Source organism: Streptomyces sp. NPDC002926, from assembly GCF_053591755.1.
Map to the genome: position 1 here is coordinate 55,791 of NZ_JBSFUK010000012.1, position 23,273 is coordinate 79,063.

Sequence of the window (23,273 nt, forward strand, 5' to 3'; positions counted from 1 at the left end):
GGAACAGCCTAGATACGCGGCGGGCGTGCCTCGTACGGGGTGGAGAGGACGACGGTCGTACGAGTGGAGACGCCGGACAGCGAGCGGATGCGGGTCAGCAGGTGCTCCAGCTCGAGCGGGGTGGCGACGCGGACCTTGAGGATGTAGTTCTCCTCGCCCGCGACGCTGTGGCAGGCCTCGATCTCAGGCACGTCGGCGAGACGTTCCGCGATGTCGTCGGGGGCACTGGGATCGAAGGGCTTGACCGAGATGAAGGCGGTGATCGGCAGCCCGACCGCCTCGGGGTCGACCACGGCGGCGTAACCGCGGATGACGCCGCGCTGCTCGAGGCGGCGGACGCGCTGATGCACCGCCGATGTGGACAGGCCAGTGGCCTTGCCCAGGTCGGTGTAACTCATCCGCCCGTCCGCGACGAGCAATTCCACGATCTGACGATCCAGCTCCTCCATGCGGATCAACCTATTGCCCCAGGTCGCTTCCGGCACAGTCGGCGGCAGCCCGGAGAGGCACCTGCGGCGGGCATGTGACCAATGCCACAGGTTTGCCGGCCGGTCCGTCGTGACCACGTGGTTACCTGGCATGCGCGTGGGGAATTGCTTGCTGTGGTCGAGGCCGCAAGTGCCTGGTCGGCCCACCCGAGGGGGGAATCTCCATGCAGAACCTGAAGAACAGCGGACGTACCGAACCGGAGCCTGTTGATTCGGCCGATCCGGCTGAGATCGATGAGCTCGACGCGTACGACACCTTCGAGATGTACCGGGTGATCTGCCCGGACTGCGTGCAGCCGATCGCGCTGCTGGCGGACGAGGACGTCCTGCCGGAGCATGCACTCTGCCCCACCCCGTGGAACCCCTTCGGGCTGACCGTGTGCGCCGGTACGGGGCGTACGGCCGCCGAGGGGCGTCCCGCGGACGAGACGCTGGAAGTCCAGGAGCAGGACACTGCGCTGCTGCTGACGCTCCCCCAGGGGCTCGACTGGCGGACCCAGCCCTTCTCGCACGTCGGCGGCGCGGGCTCGCGGCCGGTCAAGGTGCCGCACCTGCGGCGTGCGGCCTGAGCGGTCCGAGGACCGGGCAGGCCACCAGTAGCTTCCCTGCACCATGGCGGCAAGGCCGGCGTGGTGCAGGACCGGGCCGAATCTTCGGGCACCCGCACGTCGCCGAAGCGGACCTGACGTGCGGTCGGCCTCCTGGACGGCAGGAGGCTGACCGCACGTCAGGGGCTTGCGGGGAGGCCGGAGCCCCGGCGCCGTACTCGATTGCCGCGGGCCGCGGCGGGTAGGGCGCGAACTCGCGCTCGATTCACCGAGGCGGTAACCCGGCCGGGACACACGGCGTTGCCCAGTCATGACCCTGCAGTACGCCACGACCAGTAGCGGCGGGCGCCGCCTTGCGACACCCGCTCCAGAAGAATCGGTTCCGCATCCGGCTGATCCGCCCATCTACCGCGAGCTGCTCCGCACGTGGGCGAGCAAGGGCCAGACCCTGCCGGGGCGCCGCGACCCGGAGTGGAGCAGGCTCGCGGCGCCGCCGGTGTGGGACGGCCGGTTCAGCACGTCACAGGATCAGCGCGTTTCGGGTCCGGCCAAGTGACGGGCGATGACCATGCGCTGGATCTGGTTGGTGCCCTCGACGATCTGTAGCACCTTGGCCTCACGCATATAGCGCTCGACCGGGAAGTCCAGCGTGTAGCCGTAGCCGCCGAGCACCTGGACGGCGTCGGTGGTGACGCTCATCGCCGCGTCCGTGCAGAACAGCTTGGCCATGGCGGCCTGCCGGGAGAAGGGCCGTCCCGCGTCGCGCAGCCGCGCGGCGGCGAGATAGAGCGCACGGCCCGCCTCGATCCGGGTCGCCATGTCGGCGAGCATGAAGCGCAGCCCCTGGAAGTCGGCGATGGGCCGGCCGAACTGCTGCCGTCCGGTGGCGTACGCGACAGCCTCGTCCAGGGCGGCCTGGGCAAGTCCCACGGCGCAGGCAGCGATGCCGAGCCGGCCCGAGTCGAGCGCGGAGAGCGCGATCGCGAAGCCCTGGCCCTCCTCACCGATCCGGCGGGAGTCGGGGACCCGTACGCCGTCGAAGTTCAGCTGGGCGGTGGGCGAGCCCTTCATGCCCATCTTCTTCTCGGGTGCGGCGGGGTTCAGGCCCTGCGCGTCGCCGGGGACGAGGAAGGCCGTGATGCCACGGGCGCCCTCACCGCCGGTGCGGGCCAGAACGGTGTAGAAGTCGGCGACTCCGCCGTGCGTGATCCAGGACTTGGTGCCGGTGATCACCCAGCTGTCGCCGTCGCGCACGGCCTTGGTACGGAGCGACGCCGCATCCGATCCGGAGGCCGGTTCGGAGAGGCAGTACGCACCCAGGAGGCCGCCGCCGAGCATGGCGGACAGATGCTCGGCCTGCTGCTCCTTGGTGCCGTAGCCGGCCAGTGCATGGCAGGCGAGGGAGTGGACGCTGACGCCGAGGCCGACGGTGAGGCGGGCGGCGGCGAGTTCTTCCAGGACCTGGAGGTAGACCTCGTACGGCTGGTCTCCCCCGCCGTACTCGGAGTCGTACGGAAGGCCGAGCAGTCCGGACTCGGACAGAAGGGAGAAGACCTCGCGCGGGAAGTGCCCGGAATCCTCCTCCTCGGCCGCCCGGGGAGCGATCTCCCGCTGGATGATGTCGCGTACCAGGGCGATCAGATCCCTGGACTCCTCGGTGGGCAGTTGACGATCCACCGGCTGCGGGGCGCGATCGGGCATTACGGCGCTCTCCTCCCTGTCGGGCGCTGCGGCGGTCGCGCGCGAAGGGTGTGGGCGCGCCGCCGGTCTTACTGCCAGGCCGATGCTGCCCTTCCGGATCACGAAAGTGGCTCGACGGCGGCTGTGGCGCGTTGAGTATGCCCGATCAGCGGGCGTCCGTCACGGGCTGCAGGGACTCGTTCCTGTACCGCCCCACCGACCGGTGAGATTGGTCCGAACCATTGACCCCACTGGTCTAGTCCTTCTACCGTTCCCTCCAGCGCATGACCGTGTTCATGCCACATAGGCCCGACGGTCGACAGCACGTCCCCACTCACTCTCCCTCCCCCACGAGGAGACATGATGCTCGGACCACACCGTCCCCGCGCCCGCCTGCGGGCGCTCATCGCCGCCGCGTGTACCGCCGCGCTCGGCGCGACCCTGATCACCGGCGCCCATATCGCCTCCGCGGGCGAGTCCGCCCCTGCCGCGAAGCCCGTGGCGGCGCCCGCGGTGGCCGCCGCCGGAAGCAAGGTGGTCGGCTACTTCACCGAATGGGGCGTTTACGACCGCAACTACCACGTCAGGAACATCCAGACCTCCGGGTCCGCGAACAAGCTCACCCACATCAACTACGCCTTTGGAAACGTCACCGGCGGCAAGTGCGCCATCGGTGACTCCTTCGCCGACTACGAGAAGACCTACACCGCAGGTCAGAGCGTGGACGGCGTCGCCGACACCTGGGACCAACCGCTGCGCGGCAGCTTCAACCAGTTGCGCAAGCTGAAGAAGCTGCACCCGAACCTCAAGGTGCTGTGGTCGTTCGGCGGCTGGACCTGGTCCGGCGGATTCGGCCAGGCCGCGGCCAACCCGGCCGCCTTCGCCCAGTCCTGCTACAACCTGGTCGAGGATCCCCGCTGGAAGGATGTCTTCGACGGTATCGACATCGACTGGGAGTACCCCAACGCCTGCGGACTGAGCTGTGACACCAGCGGTCGCGACGCCTTCAAGAACGTGATGTCCGCGCTGCGTTCGAAGTTCGGCAGCTCCAACCTGGTGACCGCGGCGATCACCGCGGACGCCTCGTCCGGCGGCAAGATCGAGAAGGCGAACTACGCGGGCGCCGCCCAGTACGTCGACTGGTACAACCCGATGACCTACGACTTCTTCGGCGCCTGGGCGGCGCAGGGCCCCACCGCCCCGCACTCGCCGCTCACCTCCTACACCGGCATTCCGCAGCAGGGCTTCAACACGAACGCCGCGATCACCAAGCTCAAGGGACTCGGCATCCCCTCGTCGAAGCTGCTGCTCGGGATCGGCTTCTACGGACGCGGCTGGACGGGCGTGACGCAGAAGGCGCCCGGTGGCACGGCTACCGGACCGGCACCCGGCAAGTACGAGCAGGGCATCGACGACTACAAGGAGCTCAAGTCCAGGTGCCCGGCCAACGGGACCGTCGCCGGGACGGCGTACGCGCACTGCGGCAGCCAGTGGTGGAGCTACGACACCCCCGCCACCATCGCGGGGAAGATGACCTACAAGAACCAGCAGGGCCTGGGCGGCACCTTCTTCTGGGAGCTCAGCGGTGACACCACGGGCGGAGAGCTGATCAAGGCCATCAAGTAGTCCCCGGCAGTACCGGGGCGGGGGGGGGGGGGGCGGGGGGGCCCCCCCCCCCCCCCCCCCGGCGGGGGGGGGGGGGGGGGGGGGGCGGGGGGGGCCCCCCCCCCCCCCGCGTCACGCCTCGACGGGAGCGGGAGCCTAAGCAGGAGCGGGAGCCTGAGCAGGTGCGGGAGCCTGAGCAGGTGCGGGAGCCGGCACCGACGCCGGTTCACGCGGCGGCTCCGGGCACTCCGGCGCGAACTCCTCGATCGTGCCGAGCGTGGCCCGCAGCATCCGCATCAGCAGCGCGCACACGGTCTCCCGCGCCGGCTCCTGATGCCCCAGCCAGTCGAGGGTGATCCCTTCGACGCTGCTGAGCCAGCCGAGCAGCGCGAGCCGGGCGAGCATGGGGATCTCCCGCCTGCCGTACGCGCCTTCGGCGATAGTCGCTATCAGTTCATCGCGCACCGCGTCACGTATGGACTGCACCTGGGTGTCGAAGCCGACACCGCCCGTGACGATGGTGCGGAAGGCCGCCTGGTGGTGCTGGGCGTAGCAGAGATAGGCCTCGATCGTGCGGTGCACGCGCTCAGCGCGCGGCAGTTCGGTGTCGCCGGCGGCGCGAGAGACGAGGTCGGCCACCGAGTCCTCGATGATCGCGAGGTAGTAGCCGCGTTTGCTCTTGAAGTAGTAGTAGATGAGGCCCTTGGCGACTCCCGCATGCTTGGCGATGTCGTCCATGGAGAGTGCGTCGTAGGAAGTGTCGGCGAACAACTTCCGCCCGGTTGCGATGAGTTCAACGCGGCGCACCTGGGATCGTTCGGTCGCGCCGCGCTGTTGACTATTATTCAAATTGAGCCCTAGTCTCCAACTGCCACAGGATCTCCGCAGTATGGCAGACCGGCGCGGGCGCGCCCTCGCTGCGCAGGTGGACGACGTATTGTCGCCGTGCCCAGGCGAGAGCCGGAGGCGCTAGACCAGTCCGAGCCGGGTGACGAGCATGGCGAGGACGACGACGAGGGTCCAGCCGAGGATGTGCTCGAGGATCTTGGAGCTGTCCTCGGGGCCGCCGGTCCGGGTGCGGGGCTCGGCGTGGTCGGCGGTGATGGCGGTCGAAGTCATGATGTGTCTCGTTCAGTCGTCTGGTAGGCGGACATCCCCCCGTGACCCGACCACAGTGCCAGCGATGCCGGTCCCGGGGTAGAGACGTGCGTCACTGCGCCCGGGGCCGGCAGGTGCCTCATCGGATGCCGACGGCCTCCAGAGCCCGGCGCTGGGCGGGGGTCGGCTGGGCGGGCCAGTACAGGTAGCAGACGCCCCCTGTGCCGGAGACCACTTTGCCGCTCGCGTTGTAGCGCTTGGTGCGGAGCCAGATCTTCTCCCACTCGGCGCGACGGTAGACACGGCGTACGGCGGCGTTGCTGGGCGACGCTGGGTCGTTGGCGATCACATCGCCGTCTTCCGTGAAACCGATCACGGTCATCAGATGCCCCGAGGTGCCGTAGCCCGCGCCGGTCAGCTCCTCCTTGAGGAAGGACTGGGACGTTATGACCGGGATACCGGCCCGGATCAGCGTCTCGAGGTCGGTGAGCGAGGAGAGCCGGGTGACGACCGCGCTCATGTCCTTGAAGGTGGCCGCATAGGCGGCGTTGAAGGGCCAGTTCCCGCAGCCGTTGTACTGGTAGTCGAAGGTGAAGCGGGCCGCGTGGCAGACCTGGGGGTCGGCGAAGGCGGGATTCACCCAGGACAGGTCGGCGGCCGACGGCTTCCGGCCCCAGTACTCGATGATCATCTGGGAGGAGGTGGGGCTGCACCAGGCCTCGCCGCCGTTGTCGTACTCCGGGTACTGGCCGACGTGGGTGTTCTGCGAGTAGCGCGGTACCGAAAGCTCGCGGGCGAGTCCCGGCGCGGAGGCGGGGACGGTGAACCGGTCCGGGATGTCGGAGGCCATCGCGCCGAGCCGCCACACGGTGGGCGTGAGCCGGGTGCCGGGCTTGCGGTAGAGGGTCAGCCGCAGTTGGTACGAGACCAGCCGCAGTCCGCCGGCCGCGTCGTCGATGGAGAAGGTGTCCGTCCAGATGCCGGCCTTGCCGTCGCCCTGGTCGTCGAGGGACGTACGGCGGATGTCGCCGTCGCCCGCCGCCCAGCGGCCCATCACGAACCAGGGGGTCGGGGTGGTGTCGGAGTAGACGCCGCGCAGCTCGACCTGGAGCCAGGTACCGGCCGGAGTGTGCGCGTTCCAGGAGGCGATGACCTCGGTCGCCGGCACCTGCGAGCAGTGGACGGGCGAGGTCCAGGTGGCGTACTCCCAGGTCGCGGTGGTACCGGTGTGCGGATCGGTGTAGTCGGTGCGGCCGGCCGGGGCGGCGATGACCACTCCGGGGCGCCGGCCGGCGACGGCCCGGGTGCCGGACGCGGCGCCGGAGCGCCAGTCGGTGTACGAGGTCCAGAACCGGTTGTCGACCAGCGGGACGGAGCCGGTGCTACCGGCCGGCGCGGCGGCCGCCGGGGCCGCGGAGGACAGCGCGCCCGCACCCGCCGCTGCCGCGATCGCGGCACTCAGCACGGATCTGCGCGAAGTAGGTCTGGGCATGGGGACCCCCGAGTCAGGTGCGCGACAGTGGGGCAACTATCGCGGGTCCCGGCGGACTTCTGCCAGCACTTGGGACCGCGTCGCTCCACCAATATTGGTCTGGTCCACTGGCCGGACCTGCGGAGGGGTGCGCCGCACTCTCAGGGGGCGGGCCCCATCGGCGACGGGCCTCCTAGGCTGGCGGGATGGACGACCTCGATCGGCAGGCCATGGCGCTGCGCGCACTCCCGCCTTCGTGCGGACCGGTGCGACTGGTCGCGGTCGACGGCCACGCGGGCTCGGGGAAGAGCACGTTCGCGGCCCGGCTGGCGACGGCACTCGGCGACGGCGTGCCGGTGCTGCATCTCGACGACCTGGCCACCCATGAGGAGCTCTTCGCCTGGACGGACCGGATGCTGGTCCAAGTGGTCGGCCCGCTCTCGCACGGCAGGACCGCGCGCTACGACCCGTACGACTGGAATCTGCGCCGCTTCGGACCGCCGCGCTCTCTCGAGGCGGCTCCTGTGGTGCTGATCGAGGGCGTGGGGGCTGGGCGACGGGCGTTGCGCCCGTTTCTCGCGAGGCTGCTGTGGATGGAGCGCAGCGCGGAAGAGTCCTGGCAGCGGGGCCGGGACCGCGATGGAAGCGAGCTCTCCGCTTTCTGGGACGACTGGACCATGGCGGAGACACGCCATTTCTTGTCGGACCCTTCTCGTCCGTTCGCGGATGCCCTGGTACGTGAGTGTCAGGAGGGGTACAAGTGGCTCCAGGGGCCTTCTGCGACAGCGTGACCGAACCGGATCATCACGTACAGTTACTGCCTTTCCCCGGCATACTGAGCAGTCGGAAATCCGCCTCAAGAGTGCCTCAACTCTGCTTGACCGAGGGGGCGTACAGGTCTTACGTTCTCAATGTGCGGCTTTCCGGAGCCGCCGCAGACGCGAAGCCCCCGGTTGTTCCCCCGTGATCGGGGGCTTCGTTCTGCCCTCTCCCCCTCCTCCCCGGCGCCACATCCCACTCCTCGCTCACCCTGGGTCACCGTCCCCGGGGCGCTTGTCGTGCCCTTAGTCGCACACCCCTTACGCAGGTACGATGCACCTCGGTGGGGTCAATTCCCGTCCACGGCAAGGTGGTTCAGTACGCTGCCGACGGGCGCCCGCCCGGCGGGACATCACAGGTGCACGTTTTGTGGGGGACCTGATGGACATCGGCACGCAGGGCGCACCGGCCCCGGCCGACCTCGCCTGGGTGCGCGGCGTGGACGCCTACACCATGGGGGCCTATCCGCAGGCGGAGGAGGAGTTCCGGGCCGCGGTGCGGATCGATCCCGGGATGGCCGACGGCTGGCTCGGCCTGCACGCCCTGCGCGTCGACACCACCACCGCGCTGCTGCGCATGTACCGCAGCCGCGAGCGCTTCGGCGAGCAGCGCGCCCGCCACCGCCGCACCCTCAACTCCTGGTACTGGCTGGGCTGGTGGGTTCAGCCGGTGCTCGAGAGCCCGCGTGATCTGCTGCTCGCCCATGCCTCCCACTGGCTCGACGGCCGTCATGTGCCGGAGCTGGACCGGGCGCTCGCGGGTCTGCCGCCGGTCGACGCCGATCCCCAGGTGCGCTTTCTGCACGCCTGCCGCGCGTATCTGGCCAAGGACTGGGAGCAGCTCGTACGTCATACCGAGCCGCTGGTCAACGATCCGCTGCTGGGCATCGAGGCCGGACTCTTCGGCGGGATGGCCCGGGTGCGACTGGAGATGTACGGGCAGGCCGAGCCGCTGCTCTCCGCCGCTCTGATGCGCTGCCGCAGCGAGCAGCCGCAGCGCAAGGAGCTGCGGTACTGGCTGGCGCGGGCCCACGAGGGTACCGGCCGCAGCGCCGCCGCCCTGCCGCTGTACCGGGCTGTGCACCGGATCGATCCGGCCTTCATGGACACATCGGCGCGTCTGGCCGCGATCGCGGAGTACGACGGGATCGACGGGTACGACGAGTCGTCCGGACTGGCCGCGGTGTCGCTGGCCGGCTTCGGGCAGGACACCGCGGACGCACAGGCGGAGGGGGACAGCGCGCTCACGGCCGAGGCGCGGCTCGGCCCCGATCCGCAGACCCAGCTGCCGGGCGCCGTGCCGCTCGTCCCGCCCGCCGGCCTGAGGCCGAAGGCGGTTACGCCCGCGCAGCCCGCTCCGCCGCAGTTCCCGGCGGGCCCCACCGATCCGGTGCTGCTCGCCGAAGCACTCACGGAGCTGGAGCGGATGGTGGGCCTGGAGCCGGTGAAGCGGCAGGTCAAGGCGCTGTCCGCGCAGCTGAAGATGGCTCGGCTGCGTGCCGACCAGGGGCTGCCGGTGCAGCCGCCGAAACGGCATTTCGTCTTCTCCGGTCCCTCCGGCACCGGCAAGACGACCGTCGCGCGCATCCTCGGCCGGGTCTTCTACGCGCTGGGCCTGCTCGGCGGCGACCATCTGGTCGAGGCCCAACGGTCGGATCTTGTCGGTGAGTTCCTGGGCCAGACGGCCGTGAAGGCCAATGAGCTGATCGACTCGGCGATCGGCGGAGTGCTGTTCGTGGACGAGGCGTACAGCCTCTCCAATTCCGGTTACTCCAAGGGTGACGCGTACGGCGACGAGGCCCTCCAGGTTCTCCTCAAGCGAGCCGAGGACAATCGCGACCATCTGGTGGTCATCCTGGCCGGGTACCCCGAGGGCATGGACCGGCTGCTCGCCACCAACCCCGGGCTGTCCTCGCGCTTCACCACACGGGTCGACTTCCCCTCGTACCGCCCCCTCGAACTGACCGCCATCGGGGAAGTGCTCGCGGCCGAGAACGGTGATGTGTGGGACGACGAGGTGCGTGAGGAACTGCGCTCCATCAGCGGACATGTGGTCGACCAGGGCTGGATCGACGAGCTCGGCAACGGCCGGTTCCTGCGCACGCTCTACGAGAAGAGCTGCGCCTACCGGGATCTGCGGCTGTCCGGATATCCCGGCACGCCGACCCGTGAGGATCTCGCCACACTGAGGCTGCCCGATCTGATGCAGGCGTACGGCGAGGTCCTGTCGGGCCGCGGTCCGCTGGACCGCGGCCCGCAGGATCCGCCGCTCTGAGCCGCCGCTCGGCCCTCAGCCGACCAGGGCGGTGTCCAGGGCAGCCTCGGACGTGCGGGGGACCGTTACCCGGTGGGCCGGGTCGCGGACCTCGCCGACCAGCATTTCCAGGACGTCCTCCAGCGCGACCAGACCCAGCACCCGTCCCGACGCGTCCGCGACCTGGGCGAGGTGGGTGGCCGCACGGCGCATCACGGTGAGGGCGTCGTCCAGCGGGAGCTCGCCCCGCAGGGTCGCCATGGGGCGCCAGATCTGCTGGGGCACGGCCCGTTCCCGCTCCTCCAGGTCGAGGACGTCCTTGACATGGAGGTAGCCCATGAACGGGCCTTCGCCCTCCCCGCAGACCGGGAAGCGGGAGTAGCCGGTGCGGACCGTCAGCTCCTCGACCTGGCGCGGGGTGACCGAAGGGGCGACCGTCACCAGCGCGGAGCGGGTGATCAGCACATCCGTCACCGGGCGGCTGCCCAGCTCCAGCGCATCCTCCAGCCGCTCCTGCTCCGCGGGCTCCAGCAGCCCCGCCTGGCCCGAGTCCTCCACCAGACGGTTCAGCTGTTCGCTGGTGAAGACCGCCTCCACCTCGTCCTTCGGCTCGACCCGGAAGGCCCGCAGCACCAGCCGGGCGCAGGCGCCGAGCGCCGCGGTGACCGGGCGGCACAGCCGGGCGAAGGTGACCAGGCCCGGGCTGAGCCAGAGCGCGGTCTTCTCCGGGGCGGCCATCGCCAGGTTCTTCGGGACCATCTCGCCGATGACGAGGTGCAGGGAGACGACCACGGCCAGTGCGACGACATAGCCCAGTGGATGGATCAGCCCCTCGGGCAGATGCGCGGCGTGGAAGACCGGTTCCAGCAGACTGGCCACGGTCGGTTCGGCGACCGCGCCGAGGGTCAGTGAGCAAATGGTGATGCCGAACTGCGCGGCGGCCATCATCTGCGGCAGGTTCTCCAGTCCGTACAGCACCTGCCTGGCCCGCGAGGAACCCTCCGCGGCCAGCGGTTCGACCTGGCTGCGGCGTACCGAGACGAGCGCGAACTCCGCGCCGACGAAGAAGCCGTTGGCCAGCACCAGCAGGACGGCGAAAAGAAGTTGGAGGACGCTCATCGCACGGCCTCCGGCACGGCCGGGACGTCGGCGGTACGCACCAGGCGCACCCGCTCGGCCCGGTAGCGGCCCACCTGGCGGACCAGGAGCCGCCAGCCGGGGAGTTCCGCCCGGTCACCGGGGGCGGGAATACGTCCGAGCAGATCGGCGACGAGGCCCGCCACCGTCTCGTACGGGCCCTCGGGCACGTCGAGGCCTATCCGGCGAAGCGTGAGGACGCGGCAGCTGCCGTCTGCCTCCCAGGCGGGGTTGCCCTCCTCCGCGGCCACGGAGGCCAGTTCTGGCTGGGCGTCCGCCTCGGCGTCGTGCTCGTCGCGGACCTCGCCGACGAGTTCCTCGATGATGTCCTCGAGCGTGACGACTCCGGCGGTGCCGCCGTACTCGTCGACCACGACGGCGATGGGCTGCTCGCTGCGCAGCCGCTCCAGCAGCTGCTGCACGGGCAGCGTCTCGGGCACGAGGAGCGGCGGGACGGCGACCCGGTCCACCCGGGTGCGCTGCCGTTCGTCCACCGGCACCGCGAGAGCGTCCTTGAGGTGCACCATGCCGACGATCTCGTCGATGCGCTCCCGGTAGACGGGAAAGCGCGAAAGTCCGGTCGCGCGGGTGAGGTTGAGGACATCGGCCGCGGCGGCGTCGCTCTGCAGCGCGCTCATCTTCACCCGCGGCGTCATCACATGCTGCGCGGTGAGATGGCCGAGCGAGAGCGTCCGTACGAACAGGTCCGCGGTGTCCTGCTCCAGCGCTCCGGCGCGGGCCGAGTGGCGGGCCAGCGAGACCAGCTCACCGGGCGTGCGTGCGGACGCCAGCTCGTCGGCGGGTTCGACGCCGAGCATCCGTACGAGACGGTTGGCGACGGTGTTGAGCAGGGTGATGACGGGGCGGAAGACCGTCGAGAAGAGATGCTGCGGGCCGGCGACGAATCGCGCGACCTGCAACGGCCGGGAAATCGCCCAGTTCTTGGGGACGAGCTCACCGATCACCATCTGTACGGCGGAGGCGAGCAGCATCGCGATCACCACCGCGATCCCGGAGACGGCCCCCGCGGGCAGCCCGGTGGCGGTCAGCGGCCCGGCGAGCAGTCCGGCGAGCGCGGGCTCGGCGAGCATGCCGACCACGAGCGAGGTGATGGTGATGCCGAGCTGGGTGCCGGAGAGCTGGAAGGACAGCTCCCGCAGTGCCTTGACGACACGGCCGGCGCGGCGGTCGCCCTCGGCGGCGGCGCGCTCGGCATCGGGCCGCTCCACCGTGACCAGGCCGAACTCGGCCGCCACGAAGAAGCCATTGGCGAGGATCAGGAGGAACGCTGCGGCGAGCAGCAGAAGAGAGACGATCATGCCGCCGCCTCCTGGGAGGGGGCGGCGCAGGTACTACCGGACGATCCGTCCATTGCTGGAGGGAGTCACTCCTCGGGTCGCAGGTGCCCCGCGGGCCGCTGGGGGCCGGGTGGTGCGGAGCGGGGCGCGCTTGTCGCCACCGTCACCAGAGTAGTCAAGCGCGCGGCGGACGCGGCAGGGGCATCGCCGCTCAGTCCTCGTCCGGGCGGGTGCCCCGGCATTCCGCGAGAGCCCGCAGAGCGCGCGCGTCACTGATGGCGTGCGCCTTGGCGATACCGGGCTGAATGCCCAGTACAGGCAGGCTGGTGCCATCGCTGAGGTCGAGGAAGACCCACGGGTCCCCGGGGCGGAGATTCACCCGCAGGATCTCGGCCCACTCCAGTTGGCGCGTACGGGTGAGATTGATGACAGTGACGCCGTTCTCGTCGGCGACGACCTTCGGCCTGCTGAGCAGGGTCAGTACGCCGAGGAAGACCAGGGCGGTGAAGATGAAGCTGCTCCGCTCCGCCGCGCTCAGCTTCTCCAGCAGCAGGGCGATGGCGGTGATCACGGCGAACATCACCGCGCCCACGGTCAGTAGAACGATCCGGGTACGGGTCGGCCTGAAGGTGACCGGGAGGGCGGGGACTTGAGGCGCGGCGGCGGGCATGGTCTCCGGCATCCTTCAGAGGCGGCAGGCGTGGATGGCCGTGGTGAGGATCGCCCGTGCGCCGAGGTCGTACAGATCGTCCATGATCCGCTGCGCCTCCTTGGCCGCGACCATGGAACGGACGGCGACCCAGCCCTCGTGGTGCAGCGGCGAGATGGTCGGCGACTCGAGGCCCGGGGTGAGGGCGACGGCCCGCTCGAGGTGCTCGACCCGGCAGTCGTAGTCCATCATCACGTAGCTGCGGGCGACCAGGACGCCCTGGAGGCGGCGCAGGAACTGCTGCACCTTGGGGTCGTCGGCGGGCGCGCCGGTGCGGCGGATGACGACCGCCTCGGACTTCATGATCGGCTCGCCGATGACCTCCAGACCGGCGTTGCGCAGGCTGGTACCGGTCTCCACGACGTCCGCGATGATCTGCGCGACGCCCAGCTGGATCGCCGTCTCGACCGCACCGTCGAGGTGGACGACGGAGGCGTCGATGCCCTCGTCGGCGAGGTGCTTGGCGACGATGCCCTCGTAGGAGGTGGCGATCGTCATTCCGCCGAAGTCGCCGACTCCGCCGGCGGTGCCGGGCCTGGTCGCGTAGCGGAAGGTGGAGCGGGCGAAGCCGAGCTGGAGGATCTCCTCGGCGTTGGCGCCGGAGTCCAGCAGCAGATCGCGGCCGGTGATGCCGATGTCGAGCTTGCCGGAGCTGACGTAGATCGCGATGTCGCGCGGGCGCAGGTAGAAGAACTCGACGTCGTTCTCGGGGTCGACGAGTACGAGCTCCTTGGACTCCTTGCGCTGCTGGTAGCCGGCCTCATGGAGCATCGCCGACGCAGGTCCGGACAGTGAACCCTTGTTGGGGACGGCGATGCGCAGCATGAGACGGGCTTCCTTTGTTCGCGTTGTTCCGTACGGAGTTGTTCGCGTTGTTCCGTGCGTCGGGGCGGTGCTCAGAGGTGGGCGTAGACGTCGTCGAGGGAGATCCCGCGCGCGACCATCATCACCTGGACGTGGTACAGCAGCTGCGAGATCTCCTCGGCGGCGGCTTCCTTGCCCTCGTACTCGGCGGCCATCCATACCTCGGCGGCCTCCTCGACGACCTTCTTGCCGATGGCATGCACTCCCTTGTCCACCAGCTCGGCGGTGCGGGAGGTGGCCGGGTCGCCGTTCTTCGCCTTGAGCTGCAGCTCGGCGAAGAGCTCTTCGAAGGTTTTGTTCGCCATGATGGTCCCAAGCCTAAGGGGTGCGGAAAGGCCGGCGCGCAGCACCTCCGCCGAAGGGTGGCGCCGGTCGGCGGGTGGGACGTTCAGCGCCAGGGTTCGCTGACGGTACGCAGCGTGGTGGCGGTGGCGACTGCGGCGGTGACCGCCTCGTGGCCCTTGTCCTCGTTCGACCCTTCGAGTCCGGCGCGGTCCAGCGCCTGCTCCTCGGTGTCGCAGGTCAGGACGCCGAAGCCGATCGGGACGCCTGTGTCGATGGAGACCTGGGCGAGGCCCTGGGTGACGCCCTGGCACACATACTCGAAGTGCGGGGTGCCGCCGCGGATGACGACGCCGAGCGCGACGACCGCGTCGTAGCCGCGGCCCGCCAGCACCTTGGCGACCACCGGCAGCTCGAAGCTGCCGGGGACACGCAGCAGTGTCGGCTCGTCGATGCCCAGCTCGTGCAGTGCGCGCAGAGCGCCGTCGACGAGGCCGTCCATGACCTTCTCGTGCCACTGGGCCGCGATCACCGCCACCCGCAGGTCGCCGCAGTTGCGTACGGACAGTTCGGGTGCACCCTTGCCGCTCATGTTTCTCCCTTGACGCTTACTGACTTACTGGTTGCCGCAGGCGGACGCGCTGGAGGCGTCGAGCCAGGGCAGATCGTGTCCCATCCGGTCCCGCTTGGTGCGCAGATACCGGAGGTTGTGCTCGCCCGCCTGAACGGGCATCGGCTCGCGGCCGTCGACCGTGAGGCCGTGGCGGACGAGCGCGGCGATCTTGTCGGGGTTGTTGGTCATCAGCCGGAGGCTGCGTACGCCGAGGTCCTCGAGGATCTGCGCGCCCGCGCCGTAGTCGCGGGCGTCGGCGGGGAGGCCGAGTTCGAGGTTGGCGTCGAGGGTGTCGCGGCCGCGCTCCTGCAGTTCGTACGCACGCAGCTTGGACAGCAGGCCGATGCCACGGCCCTCGTGGCCGCGCAGATAGACGACGACACCGCGGCCGGCCTTCGTGATGTGCTCCATGGAGGCTTGCAGCTGGGGGCCGCAGTCGCAGCGCAGCGAGTGGAAGATGTCGCCGGTCAGGCACTCGGAGTGGACGCGTACGAGGACGTCCTCGCCGTCGCCGATCTCGCCGTGGACGAGCGCGACATGCTCGACGCCGTCGACGGTGGAGCGGTAGCCGAAGGCGGTGAACTGGCCGAAGGAGGTGGGCAGATCGACCTCGGCCTCGCGCTTGACGGTCGGCTCGGAGGTACGGCGGTACGCGATCAGGTCCTCGATGGAGATGATCGTCAGTCCGTGCTTGCGGGCGAACGGGATCAGCTCGGGCAGCCGCAGCATCACTCCGTCCTCGCCCGCGATCTCGACGATCGCGCCGGCGGGGCGCAGTCCGGCGAGGCGGGCCAGGTCGACGGCGGCCTCGGTGTGGCCGTTGCGGACCAGCACCCCGCCGGGCTTGGCACGGAGCGGGAAGACATGGCCGGGGCGTACGAAATCGGAAGCCTCGGCCCTGCCGCCGGCCAGCAGCTGGAGGGTGGTGGCGCGGTCGGCCGCGGAGATACCGGTGGTGACGCCGAAGGCCGGGCCCGCGTCGACGGAGACGGTGAACGCCGTCCGCATCGACTCGGTGTTGTGCTCGACCATCTGCGGCAGATCGAGCCGCTCCAGCTCCTCACCCTCCATGGGAGCGCAGATCAGGCCGCGGCACTCGCTCATCATGAAGGCGACGATCTCGGGTGTGGCCTTCTCGGCGGCGATGACGAGGTCGCCCTCGTTCTCGCGGTCCTCGTCGTCGACGACCACGACGGGCCTTCCCGCCGCGATGTCGCGGATGGCCTGCTCCACCGGGTCGAGGGCGAAGTCCTCGACGTTGTCGGTGGAGTACCAGGTGGGCGTCGAGGGGGTGGCGCGAGGCGCCTCGGGCAGGGTGGTGGGTGACGGGCGGGAAGTCATGCTGCCGCTCCTTCCAGGGAGGGCTTGGCGCTCGTACGGGAGCGCAGCCACCAGTCGCGCATGCCCCACAGGACGAGCGCGCCGTAAATGATGTAGACGAAACCGGAGAAGGCGAAGCCGTTGGCGAAGTTGAGCGGGACGCCGACGAGATCGACGAGCAGCCAGGCGAACCAGAACTCGACGAGGCCGCGCGCCTGGGCGTACATGGCGATCAGAGTGCCGACGAAGATGTACGCGTCGGGCCACGGGTCCCAGGAGAGCGACGGCTCCAGGGTGAAGAGACCGGCGACGGCGACGGTGCCGACTGCCGCGGCGGCGACGAGGAGTGTGCGCTCGCGCCGGCTCGCGAAGCGGATGGCGATCGATCCGTCCTGGGCCTGCTGCCGGCCACGGGTCCACTGCCACCAGCCCCACGCGGCGACGACCATGACGACGACCTGCTTGCCCGCGCTGCCGGTCAGATGTGACGAGGCGAACGCGGCGAAGAGAATGACGCCGGAGACGAACTGCACCGGCCAGGTCCATATGGAGCGTCGCCAGCCGAGCGCGAGCGCGATCAGACCGATCGTGTTACCGATCATGTCGGACCACTTGATGTGCTGCTCGAAGGCGGTGAACGCCTCGGAGTTCAGCCAGGACACTGCGCTCACTTCGCGGACTCCTCGGAGCCGGCGCCGAGCAGCCGCTCGACGTACTTGGCGATGACGTCGACCTCGAGGTTGACCGGGTCACCGGGCTGCTTGATGCCGAGCGTGGTCAGCGCGAGGGTGGTGGGGATGAGGCTGAGGGTGAAGTAGTCGGCGCCCGCGTCGACGACGGTCAGGCTGACGCCGTCGACGGTGATCGAACCCTTCTCGACGACATAGCGGGAGAGGCCGGCGGGGAGGGAGATCTTCACGATCTCCCAGTTCTCCGACGGCTTCCGCTCGACGATCGTGCCGGTACCGTCCACATGGCCCTGCACGATGTGGCCACCGAGCCGGTCGCCGACGGCCATCGGCCGCTCCAGGTTGACGCGGGAGCCTTCCGCGAGCGCGCCGAGGCTGGAGCGGTTGAGGGTCTCGGCCATCACATCGGCGGTGAACTCGCCGTCGCCGAAGTCGACGACTGTGAGACAGACGCCGTTGACGGCGATCGAGTCCCCGTGCTTCGCGCCTTCGGTGACGACGGGGCCGCGCAGTCGGAAGCGGGAGGAGTCGCCGAGCTTCTCGACGGCGGTCACCTCACCCAGCTCTTCGACGATTCCGGTGAACACTCAGCGCTCCTTCGGGGCGGTGGCGGGGGTGGCGGTAACACGCAGATCGGGGCCGATGCGTACGGTCTCGGTCATGTCGAGCCGCAACGCTTCGGCGATCGTGGAGATTCCGGCGCCGGCGAGGGCGGTGCGGCCCGCGCCGAGGAGTACGGGGGCGAGATAGCCGACGACCTTGTCGACGGCTCCCGCGGCGACGAACGCTCCGGCAAGCGTCGGGCCGCCTTCGAGGAGTACGGAGCGGACGCCGCGCCGGTGCAGGGCTTCCAACAGGGCCGGTACGGACAGGCCGTTCGCCGCGCGAGGCAGCCGTACGACATCGCGCAGTCCGGTCTCGGCGTCCTCGGCGACCGCGATCAGCGTGGGCGCGGCGTCGTCGAGGACGCGGGCGCCGGGCTTGACGGCGGTGCCTTCGGTGTCGACGACCACGCGCAGCGGCTGGACGGCGCCTTCGATGCCGCGGGTCGCGAGGTGCGGGTCGTCGGCGCGGGCCGTGCCGGAGCCGACGATCACCGCGTCGGCCTCGGCGCGCAGCCGGTGGACGTCGGCGCGGGACTCGGGCGAGGTGATCCAGCGGCTGGTGCCGTCCTGGGCGGCGATACGGCCGTCGAGGGTCGCGGCGTACTTCCACAGAACGTAGGGACGGCCGAGGCGTACAGAGGTGAGCCAGGCGATGTTGCCCGCTTCAGCCTGCTCGGCGAGGAGGCCCTGCTCGACCTGGACTCCGGCGGCCCGCAGGGTGTCCGCGCCACCGGTGGCCTGCGCGGTCGGGTCGCCGACGGCGTACACGACCCGTTCGATCCCGGCCTCGACCAGGGCCTGGGCGCAGGGCCCGGTGCGGCCGGTGTGGTTGCAGGGCTCGAGGGTGACGTACGCGGTGCCGCCGCGGGCGCGCTCTTGGGCCTCGCGCAGTGCGTGGACCTCGGCGTGCGGGCCGCCTGCGCGCCGGTGGAATCCGGCACCGGCAGGCTGTCCGGAGGCGTCGAGGATGACGCACCCGACAACCGGGTTGGGGCTGGTGGAGCCGAGTCCGCGGGCGGCGAGCAGAATCGCTCGGCGCATGGCGTCTGTGTCGGCTGCGGTGGCCACCGGGTCCTCCTGCCTCTTCGGGCACGGACTCCGGGGCCTGTCGATGACGACAGAGAGCGGGACAACGATTCACAGCGACGCCGAGGCCGAGCGCACCGATCGCCGAGTACGGCGATCAGCCACTACGGCCGGCGTACCGGAAAGGTCGCCCGCCGCGCACTGCCTCCCATCCGGACTTTCACCGTCGGTCCAGGAATTTCACCTGGTCAACCGGCCGCTGGATGCGGACGGGTCGCGGACTGTAACCGCCGGTTCGGAATTACACCGACCCCGGAGTGCGCTGCTGCTGATACAGGGCCAGTGTGCCACGCCCGGTCAAGGGCCATGCGAGTGAACAGCTGTGGGCTGACTCACAAGCTCGTATCGGATGGCTGATTCAGACCTATTGACCGCCCTGGTCTAGTCCAATTAGTCTCTGCGGCACCTCCTCGGATTCTGGGGTGTCGACCGCCCGGCGGCGGAGTCCGGCCCTTGCCGCCGCCGGGCTTCGCGCCGCTCCGAGCAGCCGCCCCGGACGGCCCGGTCGGAACGATCGCGACCCGTCGCGGCTCACACGCGCGGTGGCGTCATGCGCTCACGCGCCGGGTGCGAAGAGTTCATCCTGGGCCGCCTCGCGCGCCGCCAGCAGCGCGCCGCTCAGGACCGCGGTGCCCCCGAGCATTCCCGCCCGTACCTCGGTACGCAGCGGAGAGAGCTCGGCCAGCCGGGCCTCGACCCGGGCGGCCAGTTCCGCGCCACCCGCATGGCCGACCTCCCCGCCGAGAACCACACACCCCGGGTCGAGGACGGAGGCGACCGCGGCCGCGCCGAGGGCGAGACGGTCGGCGAGGGCGTCGAGAAAGCCGTCCCGGCGGGCTGTTACGGCTGCCCGTACAACTGCCGCGGCCCTCGGTTCCCCGGATCGCGGCACCTCGATGCCGTACCGGTCGGCGAGCGCGCAGACCGCGGCGGACGCGGCCAGCGAGTGGAAGCCGCCTTCGCAGTCGACCCCGCTCGGCAGTCCCGTCGTGCCGGGTACCGGCAGGAAGCCGATCTCACCCGCCCCGCCCGACGCACCTCGGCGGAGTCTGCCGTCGAGGAAGAGCGCCGCACCGATCCCGTGGCCGAGCCACAGCAGCGCGAAGGTGTCGCGGTCGCGGGCCGCACCCAGGCGCTGTTCGGCCACGGCGGCCAGATTGGTCTCGTTCTCGACGAGGACCCTGGCAGGCAGCCGCTCCTGGAGCGCGGCGACGAGGCGGCGGTGCCAGGCGGGCAGGCCGGAGGTGTGGCGCAGTTCGCCGGTGGCCGGGTCGATCAGGCCGGGCGCGCCGATGCCGACGCTGTGCAGCCGGGCCGCGCCCGCTTCGTGGGCCGTCCGTTCCAGGAGTGCGACCGCGCTCTCGACGGCGGGCCCGGTACCGGTATCGCCGCCGATGGGCAGCGAGGCCTCGGCGAGGGTCACGCCGAGCAGATCGGCGACGACGACGGTCACGCTCCGGGTCCGTACATCGAGGGCGGCCAGGTGCGCGCGGTCGGCGACGATCCCGTACAGCCGGGCGTTGGGGCCGCGGCGCTCGGCGCCCGCCTCGCCGACGATCCGGATCAGACCGGACATCTGCAGCCGCTCCACCAGATCGGCGACGCTGGGACGCGAGAGTCCGGTCATGGTCTTCAGCTGCCCTGCCGTCAACGGGCCTTCCTGCTGCAGCAGTCGGAGGGCGAGCCGGTCGTTGATGACCCGGGCGGTGCTCGGGGATGCGGGCATGCCGGAATCCTTCCAGATCACTGCCACCGCTATTTATCAGGCAGGGTTCCTGATAGTTTACGCGGGACTTCTGTGGGGAGGGGCACAGGCATGGTCGGCGAAGTGGTCTTCGGACAGAGCCGGTTGAAGCGCGCGCGGATCGCCGTGGCCGCCGTCTTCTGTGTGCACGGCGCGGTCACCGGCAGCTTCGCCACCCGTATCCCCTGGATCCAGGAGCATGCGACGGTCGGCGCGGGGCAGCTCGGTCTCGCGCTCGCCTTCCCGGCGCTGGGCGCATCCGTGGCGATGCCGCTGGCCGGCGCGATCAGCCACCGCTTCGGCGCCCGCAACGCGCTGCGCGGCCTGATCACGCTGTGGACGCTCTCGCTGATCCTGCCGTCCTTCGCCCCGAATCTGCTCGCCCTCTGTACGGCGCTGTTCGTGTTCGGCGCCACGGCGGGCATGGCGGACGTGGCGATGAACGCCCTGGGTGTCGAGACCGAGAACCGCCTCGACCGCTCGATCATGAGCGGGCTGCACGGCATGTGGAGCGCCGGTGCGCTGATCGGCTCCGCGGGCGGGACTCTCGCCGCGCATCTCGGCAGCGACGCCCGGCTGCACCACGCCGTCGCCGCCGCGGTACTGACCACGCTCGGTCTGATCGCCTGTCAGGGCCTACTGGACCTGCGCAGCGCGCCCCACGAGGAGCCGCCGCGTTTCGCGCTGCCGCCCAGGTCGGCGATCGTCATCGGCGCGGTCGGGTTCTGCGCGGTGTTCGCGGAGGGCGCGAGCCTGGACTGGTCGGCGGTCTTTCTGCGGGACGTACTGGGCACATCGGCCGGCCTCGCGGCCGCATCCACCACCGCGTTCGCGCTGACCATGGCGGTGGCGCGGCTCGCGGGCGACCGCATCGTGGACCGCTTCGGACCGGTGCGCACGGTACGGGCGGGCGGTGTACTGGCAACCGCGGGCGGACTGCTGGTGGTCGTGGCGCCCCATCCGGCCGTGGCCATGACCGGCTTCGGGTTCATCGGACTCGGTGTGGCCGTCGTGGTGCCGCTCGCCTTCGCGGCGGCCGGGCGCAGCGGCCCCCATCCCAGCCAGGCCATCGCGGGCGTCGCCACCATCACCTACACCTCGGGACTCATCGCTCCCTCGGCGATCGGCGCGGTCGCCGACGCCACCAGCCTGGTCGTCTCCTTCTCTCTGGTGACGGCGCTCGCGTGCGGCCTGATCGTGGGCGCGGGAGTGCTGCGCTCGGCCGGCCGGGAAACCGCCACGTCTGGCACGGCTGACGCGGTGAGGCGGGCGGATCCCAGCCCCGCCGGCGATTGAGGGCGAGCGCGCCGCCGGGACGAGCGCGCCGCTCAGCCCGCGATGGAGTCGAGCTGTTCGGCGGCGGGCCGCAGCGCCCAGAGGTCACCGGCCGGTGGTGCCTCGAGCCGCGGGACCGCCGCCTTGACCTGCCGGTCGCCGGCGTCGGCCGCCGCGTGCACCACATCACTCGCCGCGTACAGGTAGAACACCAGCTCGGGGTGCGGCCATGCGGCCGCTACGGTGGCGGCGGGCAGCAGATGGCCGACCGCCTGGAACAGGCTCTGCCCCTGCGGCCCCCGGGTGAACCTCGGCGTGCGCTGAGCCCCTCACCGACCGGCGGACCCCTGCTCCAGGCGCCGTCGTACGCCCCGACGAGCGGCTCTCCCGGCCCCGGACAGCGGGGCTCGGCGCCCAGCACGTCGTGGCCATGTTCGGCGCGTCGGGCCTTCGCCCCGGCGCATCTCAAGACGCGGGAGACACTGCCGGATTCGGGCACCGCGACGTACGACAGCGGCGACGAGGACAGCCGGCAGGACGCCGAACGCGGCGCGTACCGTCAGCCCGTCGCCAACTCGTAGGCGTAATCGGGGGTGAAGGACCCGGCGTCGCCCTTGCAGCCGTCCGACTCCCCCGGCAGCTTGACCCACAGATAGGCGTCGATCCGCGCCTCGCCGGTGTCGGTGGTCGGCGCGCGGCCGATCGCCCGCCCGGCGGGGTCGCACCACTGCCCGGCCGGTGGCGCGCCGTTGCCGTTGCGGCTGGTGTCGATCACCGCCCCGAGGCCCGGCCGGCCGCCGAGCGCCGCCAGCACCCGGCGTGCGTAGGCCACCTCCTCGGCCGTGCTGTGGAAGTTGGAGACGTTGGTGAAGATGCCGTCGCCGCTGGTTCCCGCCTGGGCCGAGCGCAGCGCGGCGGCCTGCTCGGCCGCCGGACGCCAGCCCGAGTGCCCCGCGTCGAAGTAGACCTTGGCGCGGGGGTTGGCCGCCTTCATCGTCCGCGCCGCGCGCCCGAGGGCCGCGAAGCGTGCGGACCGCTGTCCGGCGGAGAGGCAGTCGGCCTGCGCGATCGAGTCGGGTTCGAGGATCACCAGGACCGGTTTGTCGCCGAGACCCGCGGCGAACTCCCGGACCCATCCGTCGTACGCGCCGAGGTCCGGTGCCCCACCCTCGGACGCTCCCCCGCAGTCCCGGTCCGGTATCGCGTAGGCCACCAGGACGGCCGTGCGGTTCACCGCCGCGGCAGCCGACGTCACCGACCGCACCCTGCCCGTGACCGCGCCGGGGTCGTACTCCGTGAACCAGACGGCGCTGGGCCGTGCCGCGATCCGCGATTCGATCACGGTCCGCCTCGGATCGCCGCGGTGCGCGCGGACCCAGTCCAGCACCTGTGACTCCGGATGCCTGTACAGGACGGCGGGGGCGGTGTCGTTGCGCGCGCGTCCGGGTGCGGCGGACGGGGACGGTGCGGGCGCCCGGCCCGGTGAGGCACTGGGCCGTGGGCGGGTGGGCGTCGCGGACGGTACGGCAGGCAACGGTGCGGGGACCGTGGCCCTGGTGACCGAAGGGGCCGCCCGCTTCTTCTCGTCGTCCGCCGACGTCTGCGCCAGCACACCGGCCGCCCCCGCCGCGGCCGCGACCGCGACCACGGCCGATGCGGCCACCACCATCGCCCGACGGCGCGCGGCGC

General features: G+C 70.8%; 23 protein-coding genes, 1 pseudogene and 1 riboswitch. Of the genes and pseudogenes, 6 read left to right on the forward strand and 18 right to left on the reverse strand.

Annotated elements, in window-relative coordinates; all coding sequences use genetic code 11:
* Window positions 1-8 precede the first annotated feature (8 nt).
* Complete coding sequence (locus tag ACWDZ6_RS20110) at window positions 9-449, reverse strand: Lrp/AsnC family transcriptional regulator (protein ID WP_326648532.1); 441 nt, start codon at window positions 447-449, stop codon at window positions 9-11.
* 203 nt (window positions 450-652) lie between these two features.
* On the opposite strand from ACWDZ6_RS20110, the gene ACWDZ6_RS20115 reads away from it, so the two are divergent.
* On the forward strand, window positions 653-1,057 hold the full coding sequence (locus ACWDZ6_RS20115; protein WP_351456079.1) for a hypothetical protein: 405 nt from the start codon (window positions 653-655) through the stop codon (window positions 1,055-1,057).
* Window positions 1,058-1,564: 507 nt separating this feature from the next.
* Here the strand turns inward: ACWDZ6_RS20115 and ACWDZ6_RS20120 are convergent.
* Window positions 1,565-2,737: an acyl-CoA dehydrogenase family protein gene (locus ACWDZ6_RS20120; RefSeq protein ID WP_326648534.1), complete on the reverse strand. Its 1,173-nt coding sequence runs from the start codon at window positions 2,735-2,737 to the stop codon at window positions 1,565-1,567.
* 342 nt (window positions 2,738-3,079) lie between these two features.
* Here ACWDZ6_RS20120 and ACWDZ6_RS20125 point away from each other — a divergent pair, with 342 nt between their 5' ends.
* The gene (locus ACWDZ6_RS20125; RefSeq protein ID WP_451503983.1) at window positions 3,080-4,342 is read left to right on the forward strand and encodes a glycoside hydrolase family 18 protein; all 1,263 of its coding nucleotides are present in this window, start codon (window positions 3,080-3,082) and stop codon (window positions 4,340-4,342) included.
* Window positions 4,343-4,477: 135 nt separating this feature from the next.
* Here the strand turns inward: ACWDZ6_RS20125 and ACWDZ6_RS20130 are convergent, their stop codons facing one another.
* From ACWDZ6_RS20130 to ACWDZ6_RS20140, 3 genes are all read right to left on the reverse strand, one after another.
* A complete protein-coding gene (locus tag ACWDZ6_RS20130) occupies window positions 4,478-5,170 on the reverse strand; it encodes a TetR/AcrR family transcriptional regulator (protein ID WP_451503940.1) in 693 nt (230 codons plus the stop codon).
* 120 nt (window positions 5,171-5,290) lie between these two features.
* Window positions 5,291-5,440 (reverse strand): SCO1431 family membrane protein, encoded by a 150-nt coding sequence (locus ACWDZ6_RS20135; RefSeq protein WP_366732552.1) that lies wholly within the window; start codon window positions 5,438-5,440, stop codon window positions 5,291-5,293.
* 118 nt (window positions 5,441-5,558) lie between these two features.
* Complete coding sequence (locus tag ACWDZ6_RS20140) at window positions 5,559-6,911, reverse strand: peptidase C39 family protein (RefSeq protein WP_451503941.1); 1,353 nt, start codon at window positions 6,909-6,911, stop codon at window positions 5,559-5,561.
* A gap of 185 nt (window positions 6,912-7,096) precedes the next feature.
* On the opposite strand from ACWDZ6_RS20140, the gene ACWDZ6_RS20145 reads away from it, so the two are divergent.
* Window positions 7,097-7,681 (forward strand): uridine kinase family protein, encoded by a 585-nt coding sequence (locus ACWDZ6_RS20145; RefSeq protein WP_451503942.1) that lies wholly within the window; start codon window positions 7,097-7,099, stop codon window positions 7,679-7,681.
* A 409-nt stretch (window positions 7,682-8,090) separates the two neighbouring features.
* The gene (locus tag ACWDZ6_RS20150) at window positions 8,091-9,983 is read left to right on the forward strand and encodes an AAA family ATPase (protein WP_451503984.1); all 1,893 of its coding nucleotides are present in this window, start codon (window positions 8,091-8,093) and stop codon (window positions 9,981-9,983) included.
* A 15-nt stretch (window positions 9,984-9,998) separates the two neighbouring features.
* On the opposite strand, the gene ACWDZ6_RS20155 is transcribed toward ACWDZ6_RS20150, so the two are convergent.
* The 11 genes from ACWDZ6_RS20155 to ACWDZ6_RS20205 all read right to left on the reverse strand — a co-directional run bounded on the left by ACWDZ6_RS20155 (window position 9,999) and on the right by ACWDZ6_RS20205 (window position 20,291).
* The gene (locus ACWDZ6_RS20155; protein ID WP_451503943.1) at window positions 9,999-11,081 is read right to left on the reverse strand and encodes a hemolysin family protein; all 1,083 of its coding nucleotides are present in this window, start codon (window positions 11,079-11,081) and stop codon (window positions 9,999-10,001) included.
* On the reverse strand, window positions 11,078-12,418 hold the full coding sequence (locus ACWDZ6_RS20160; RefSeq protein WP_451503944.1) for a hemolysin family protein: 1,341 nt from the start codon (window positions 12,416-12,418) through the stop codon (window positions 11,078-11,080). The genes ACWDZ6_RS20155 and ACWDZ6_RS20160 overlap by 4 nt, the downstream gene beginning before the upstream one ends.
* 190 nt (window positions 12,419-12,608) lie before the next feature.
* A complete protein-coding gene (locus tag ACWDZ6_RS20165; RefSeq protein WP_366732546.1) occupies window positions 12,609-13,067 on the reverse strand; it encodes a PH domain-containing protein in 459 nt (152 codons plus the stop codon).
* A 15-nt stretch (window positions 13,068-13,082) separates the two neighbouring features.
* Window positions 13,083-13,931: an ATP phosphoribosyltransferase gene (gene hisG / locus ACWDZ6_RS20170; protein WP_451503945.1), complete on the reverse strand. Its 849-nt coding sequence runs from the start codon at window positions 13,929-13,931 to the stop codon at window positions 13,083-13,085.
* 71 nt (window positions 13,932-14,002) lie between these two features.
* Window positions 14,003-14,275: a phosphoribosyl-ATP diphosphatase gene (locus ACWDZ6_RS20175; RefSeq protein ID WP_142215995.1), complete on the reverse strand. Its 273-nt coding sequence runs from the start codon at window positions 14,273-14,275 to the stop codon at window positions 14,003-14,005.
* A gap of 83 nt (window positions 14,276-14,358) precedes the next feature.
* Window positions 14,359-14,844 (reverse strand): 6,7-dimethyl-8-ribityllumazine synthase, encoded by a 486-nt coding sequence (ribH, locus tag ACWDZ6_RS20180; RefSeq protein ID WP_451503946.1) that lies wholly within the window; start codon window positions 14,842-14,844, stop codon window positions 14,359-14,361.
* A 24-nt stretch (window positions 14,845-14,868) separates the two neighbouring features.
* Window positions 14,869-16,206 carry a bifunctional 3,4-dihydroxy-2-butanone-4-phosphate synthase/GTP cyclohydrolase II gene (locus ACWDZ6_RS20185; protein ID WP_351456109.1) on the reverse strand — a complete coding sequence of 446 codons (1,338 nt, stop codon included), beginning with the start codon at window positions 16,204-16,206 and terminating at the stop codon, window positions 14,869-14,871.
* Window positions 16,203-16,847 (reverse strand): nicotinamide mononucleotide transporter family protein, encoded by a 645-nt coding sequence (locus ACWDZ6_RS20190; protein ID WP_451503985.1) that lies wholly within the window; start codon window positions 16,845-16,847, stop codon window positions 16,203-16,205. The genes ACWDZ6_RS20185 and ACWDZ6_RS20190 overlap by 4 nt, the downstream gene beginning before the upstream one ends.
* Before the next feature lie 5 nt (window positions 16,848-16,852).
* Window positions 16,853-17,461 (reverse strand): riboflavin synthase, encoded by a 609-nt coding sequence (locus tag ACWDZ6_RS20195; protein ID WP_451503947.1) that lies wholly within the window; start codon window positions 17,459-17,461, stop codon window positions 16,853-16,855.
* Window positions 17,462-18,547, reverse strand: a complete 1,086-nt coding sequence (gene ribD / locus ACWDZ6_RS20200) for a bifunctional diaminohydroxyphosphoribosylaminopyrimidine deaminase/5-amino-6-(5-phosphoribosylamino)uracil reductase RibD (RefSeq protein WP_451503948.1) — start codon at window positions 18,545-18,547, stop codon at window positions 17,462-17,464.
* A gap of 152 nt (window positions 18,548-18,699) precedes the next feature.
* Window positions 18,700-18,830, reverse strand: a riboswitch (FMN riboswitch).
* Window positions 18,831-19,121: 291 nt separating this feature from the next.
* Window positions 19,122-20,291 (reverse strand): ROK family transcriptional regulator, encoded by a 1,170-nt coding sequence (locus ACWDZ6_RS20205; protein ID WP_451503949.1) that lies wholly within the window; start codon window positions 20,289-20,291, stop codon window positions 19,122-19,124.
* Between the two features lie 90 nt (window positions 20,292-20,381).
* Here ACWDZ6_RS20205 and ACWDZ6_RS20210 point away from each other — a divergent pair, with 90 nt between their 5' ends.
* Window positions 20,382-21,605 (forward strand): MFS transporter, encoded by a 1,224-nt coding sequence (locus ACWDZ6_RS20210; protein ID WP_451503950.1) that lies wholly within the window; start codon window positions 20,382-20,384, stop codon window positions 21,603-21,605.
* Between the two features lie 32 nt (window positions 21,606-21,637).
* Here the strand turns inward: ACWDZ6_RS20210 and ACWDZ6_RS20215 are convergent.
* A pseudogene (locus tag ACWDZ6_RS20215) lies at window positions 21,638-21,886 on the reverse strand (alginate lyase family protein); the annotation flags it as partial.
* Between ACWDZ6_RS20215 and ACWDZ6_RS20220 the strand changes: the two are divergent.
* Window positions 21,845-22,165 carry a hypothetical protein gene (locus ACWDZ6_RS20220; RefSeq protein WP_451503951.1) on the forward strand — a complete coding sequence of 107 codons (321 nt, stop codon included), beginning with the start codon at window positions 21,845-21,847 and terminating at the stop codon, window positions 22,163-22,165. The pseudogene ACWDZ6_RS20215 and the gene ACWDZ6_RS20220 sit on opposite strands and share 42 nt — an antisense overlap.
* Here the strand turns inward: ACWDZ6_RS20220 and ACWDZ6_RS20225 are convergent.
* Window positions 22,144-23,253, reverse strand: coding sequence for a glycoside hydrolase family 6 protein (locus ACWDZ6_RS20225; RefSeq protein WP_451503986.1), 1,110 nt, complete (start codon window positions 23,251-23,253; stop codon window positions 22,144-22,146). The two genes, ACWDZ6_RS20220 and ACWDZ6_RS20225, sit on opposite strands and share 22 nt — an antisense overlap.
* Window positions 23,254-23,273 lie beyond the last annotated feature (20 nt).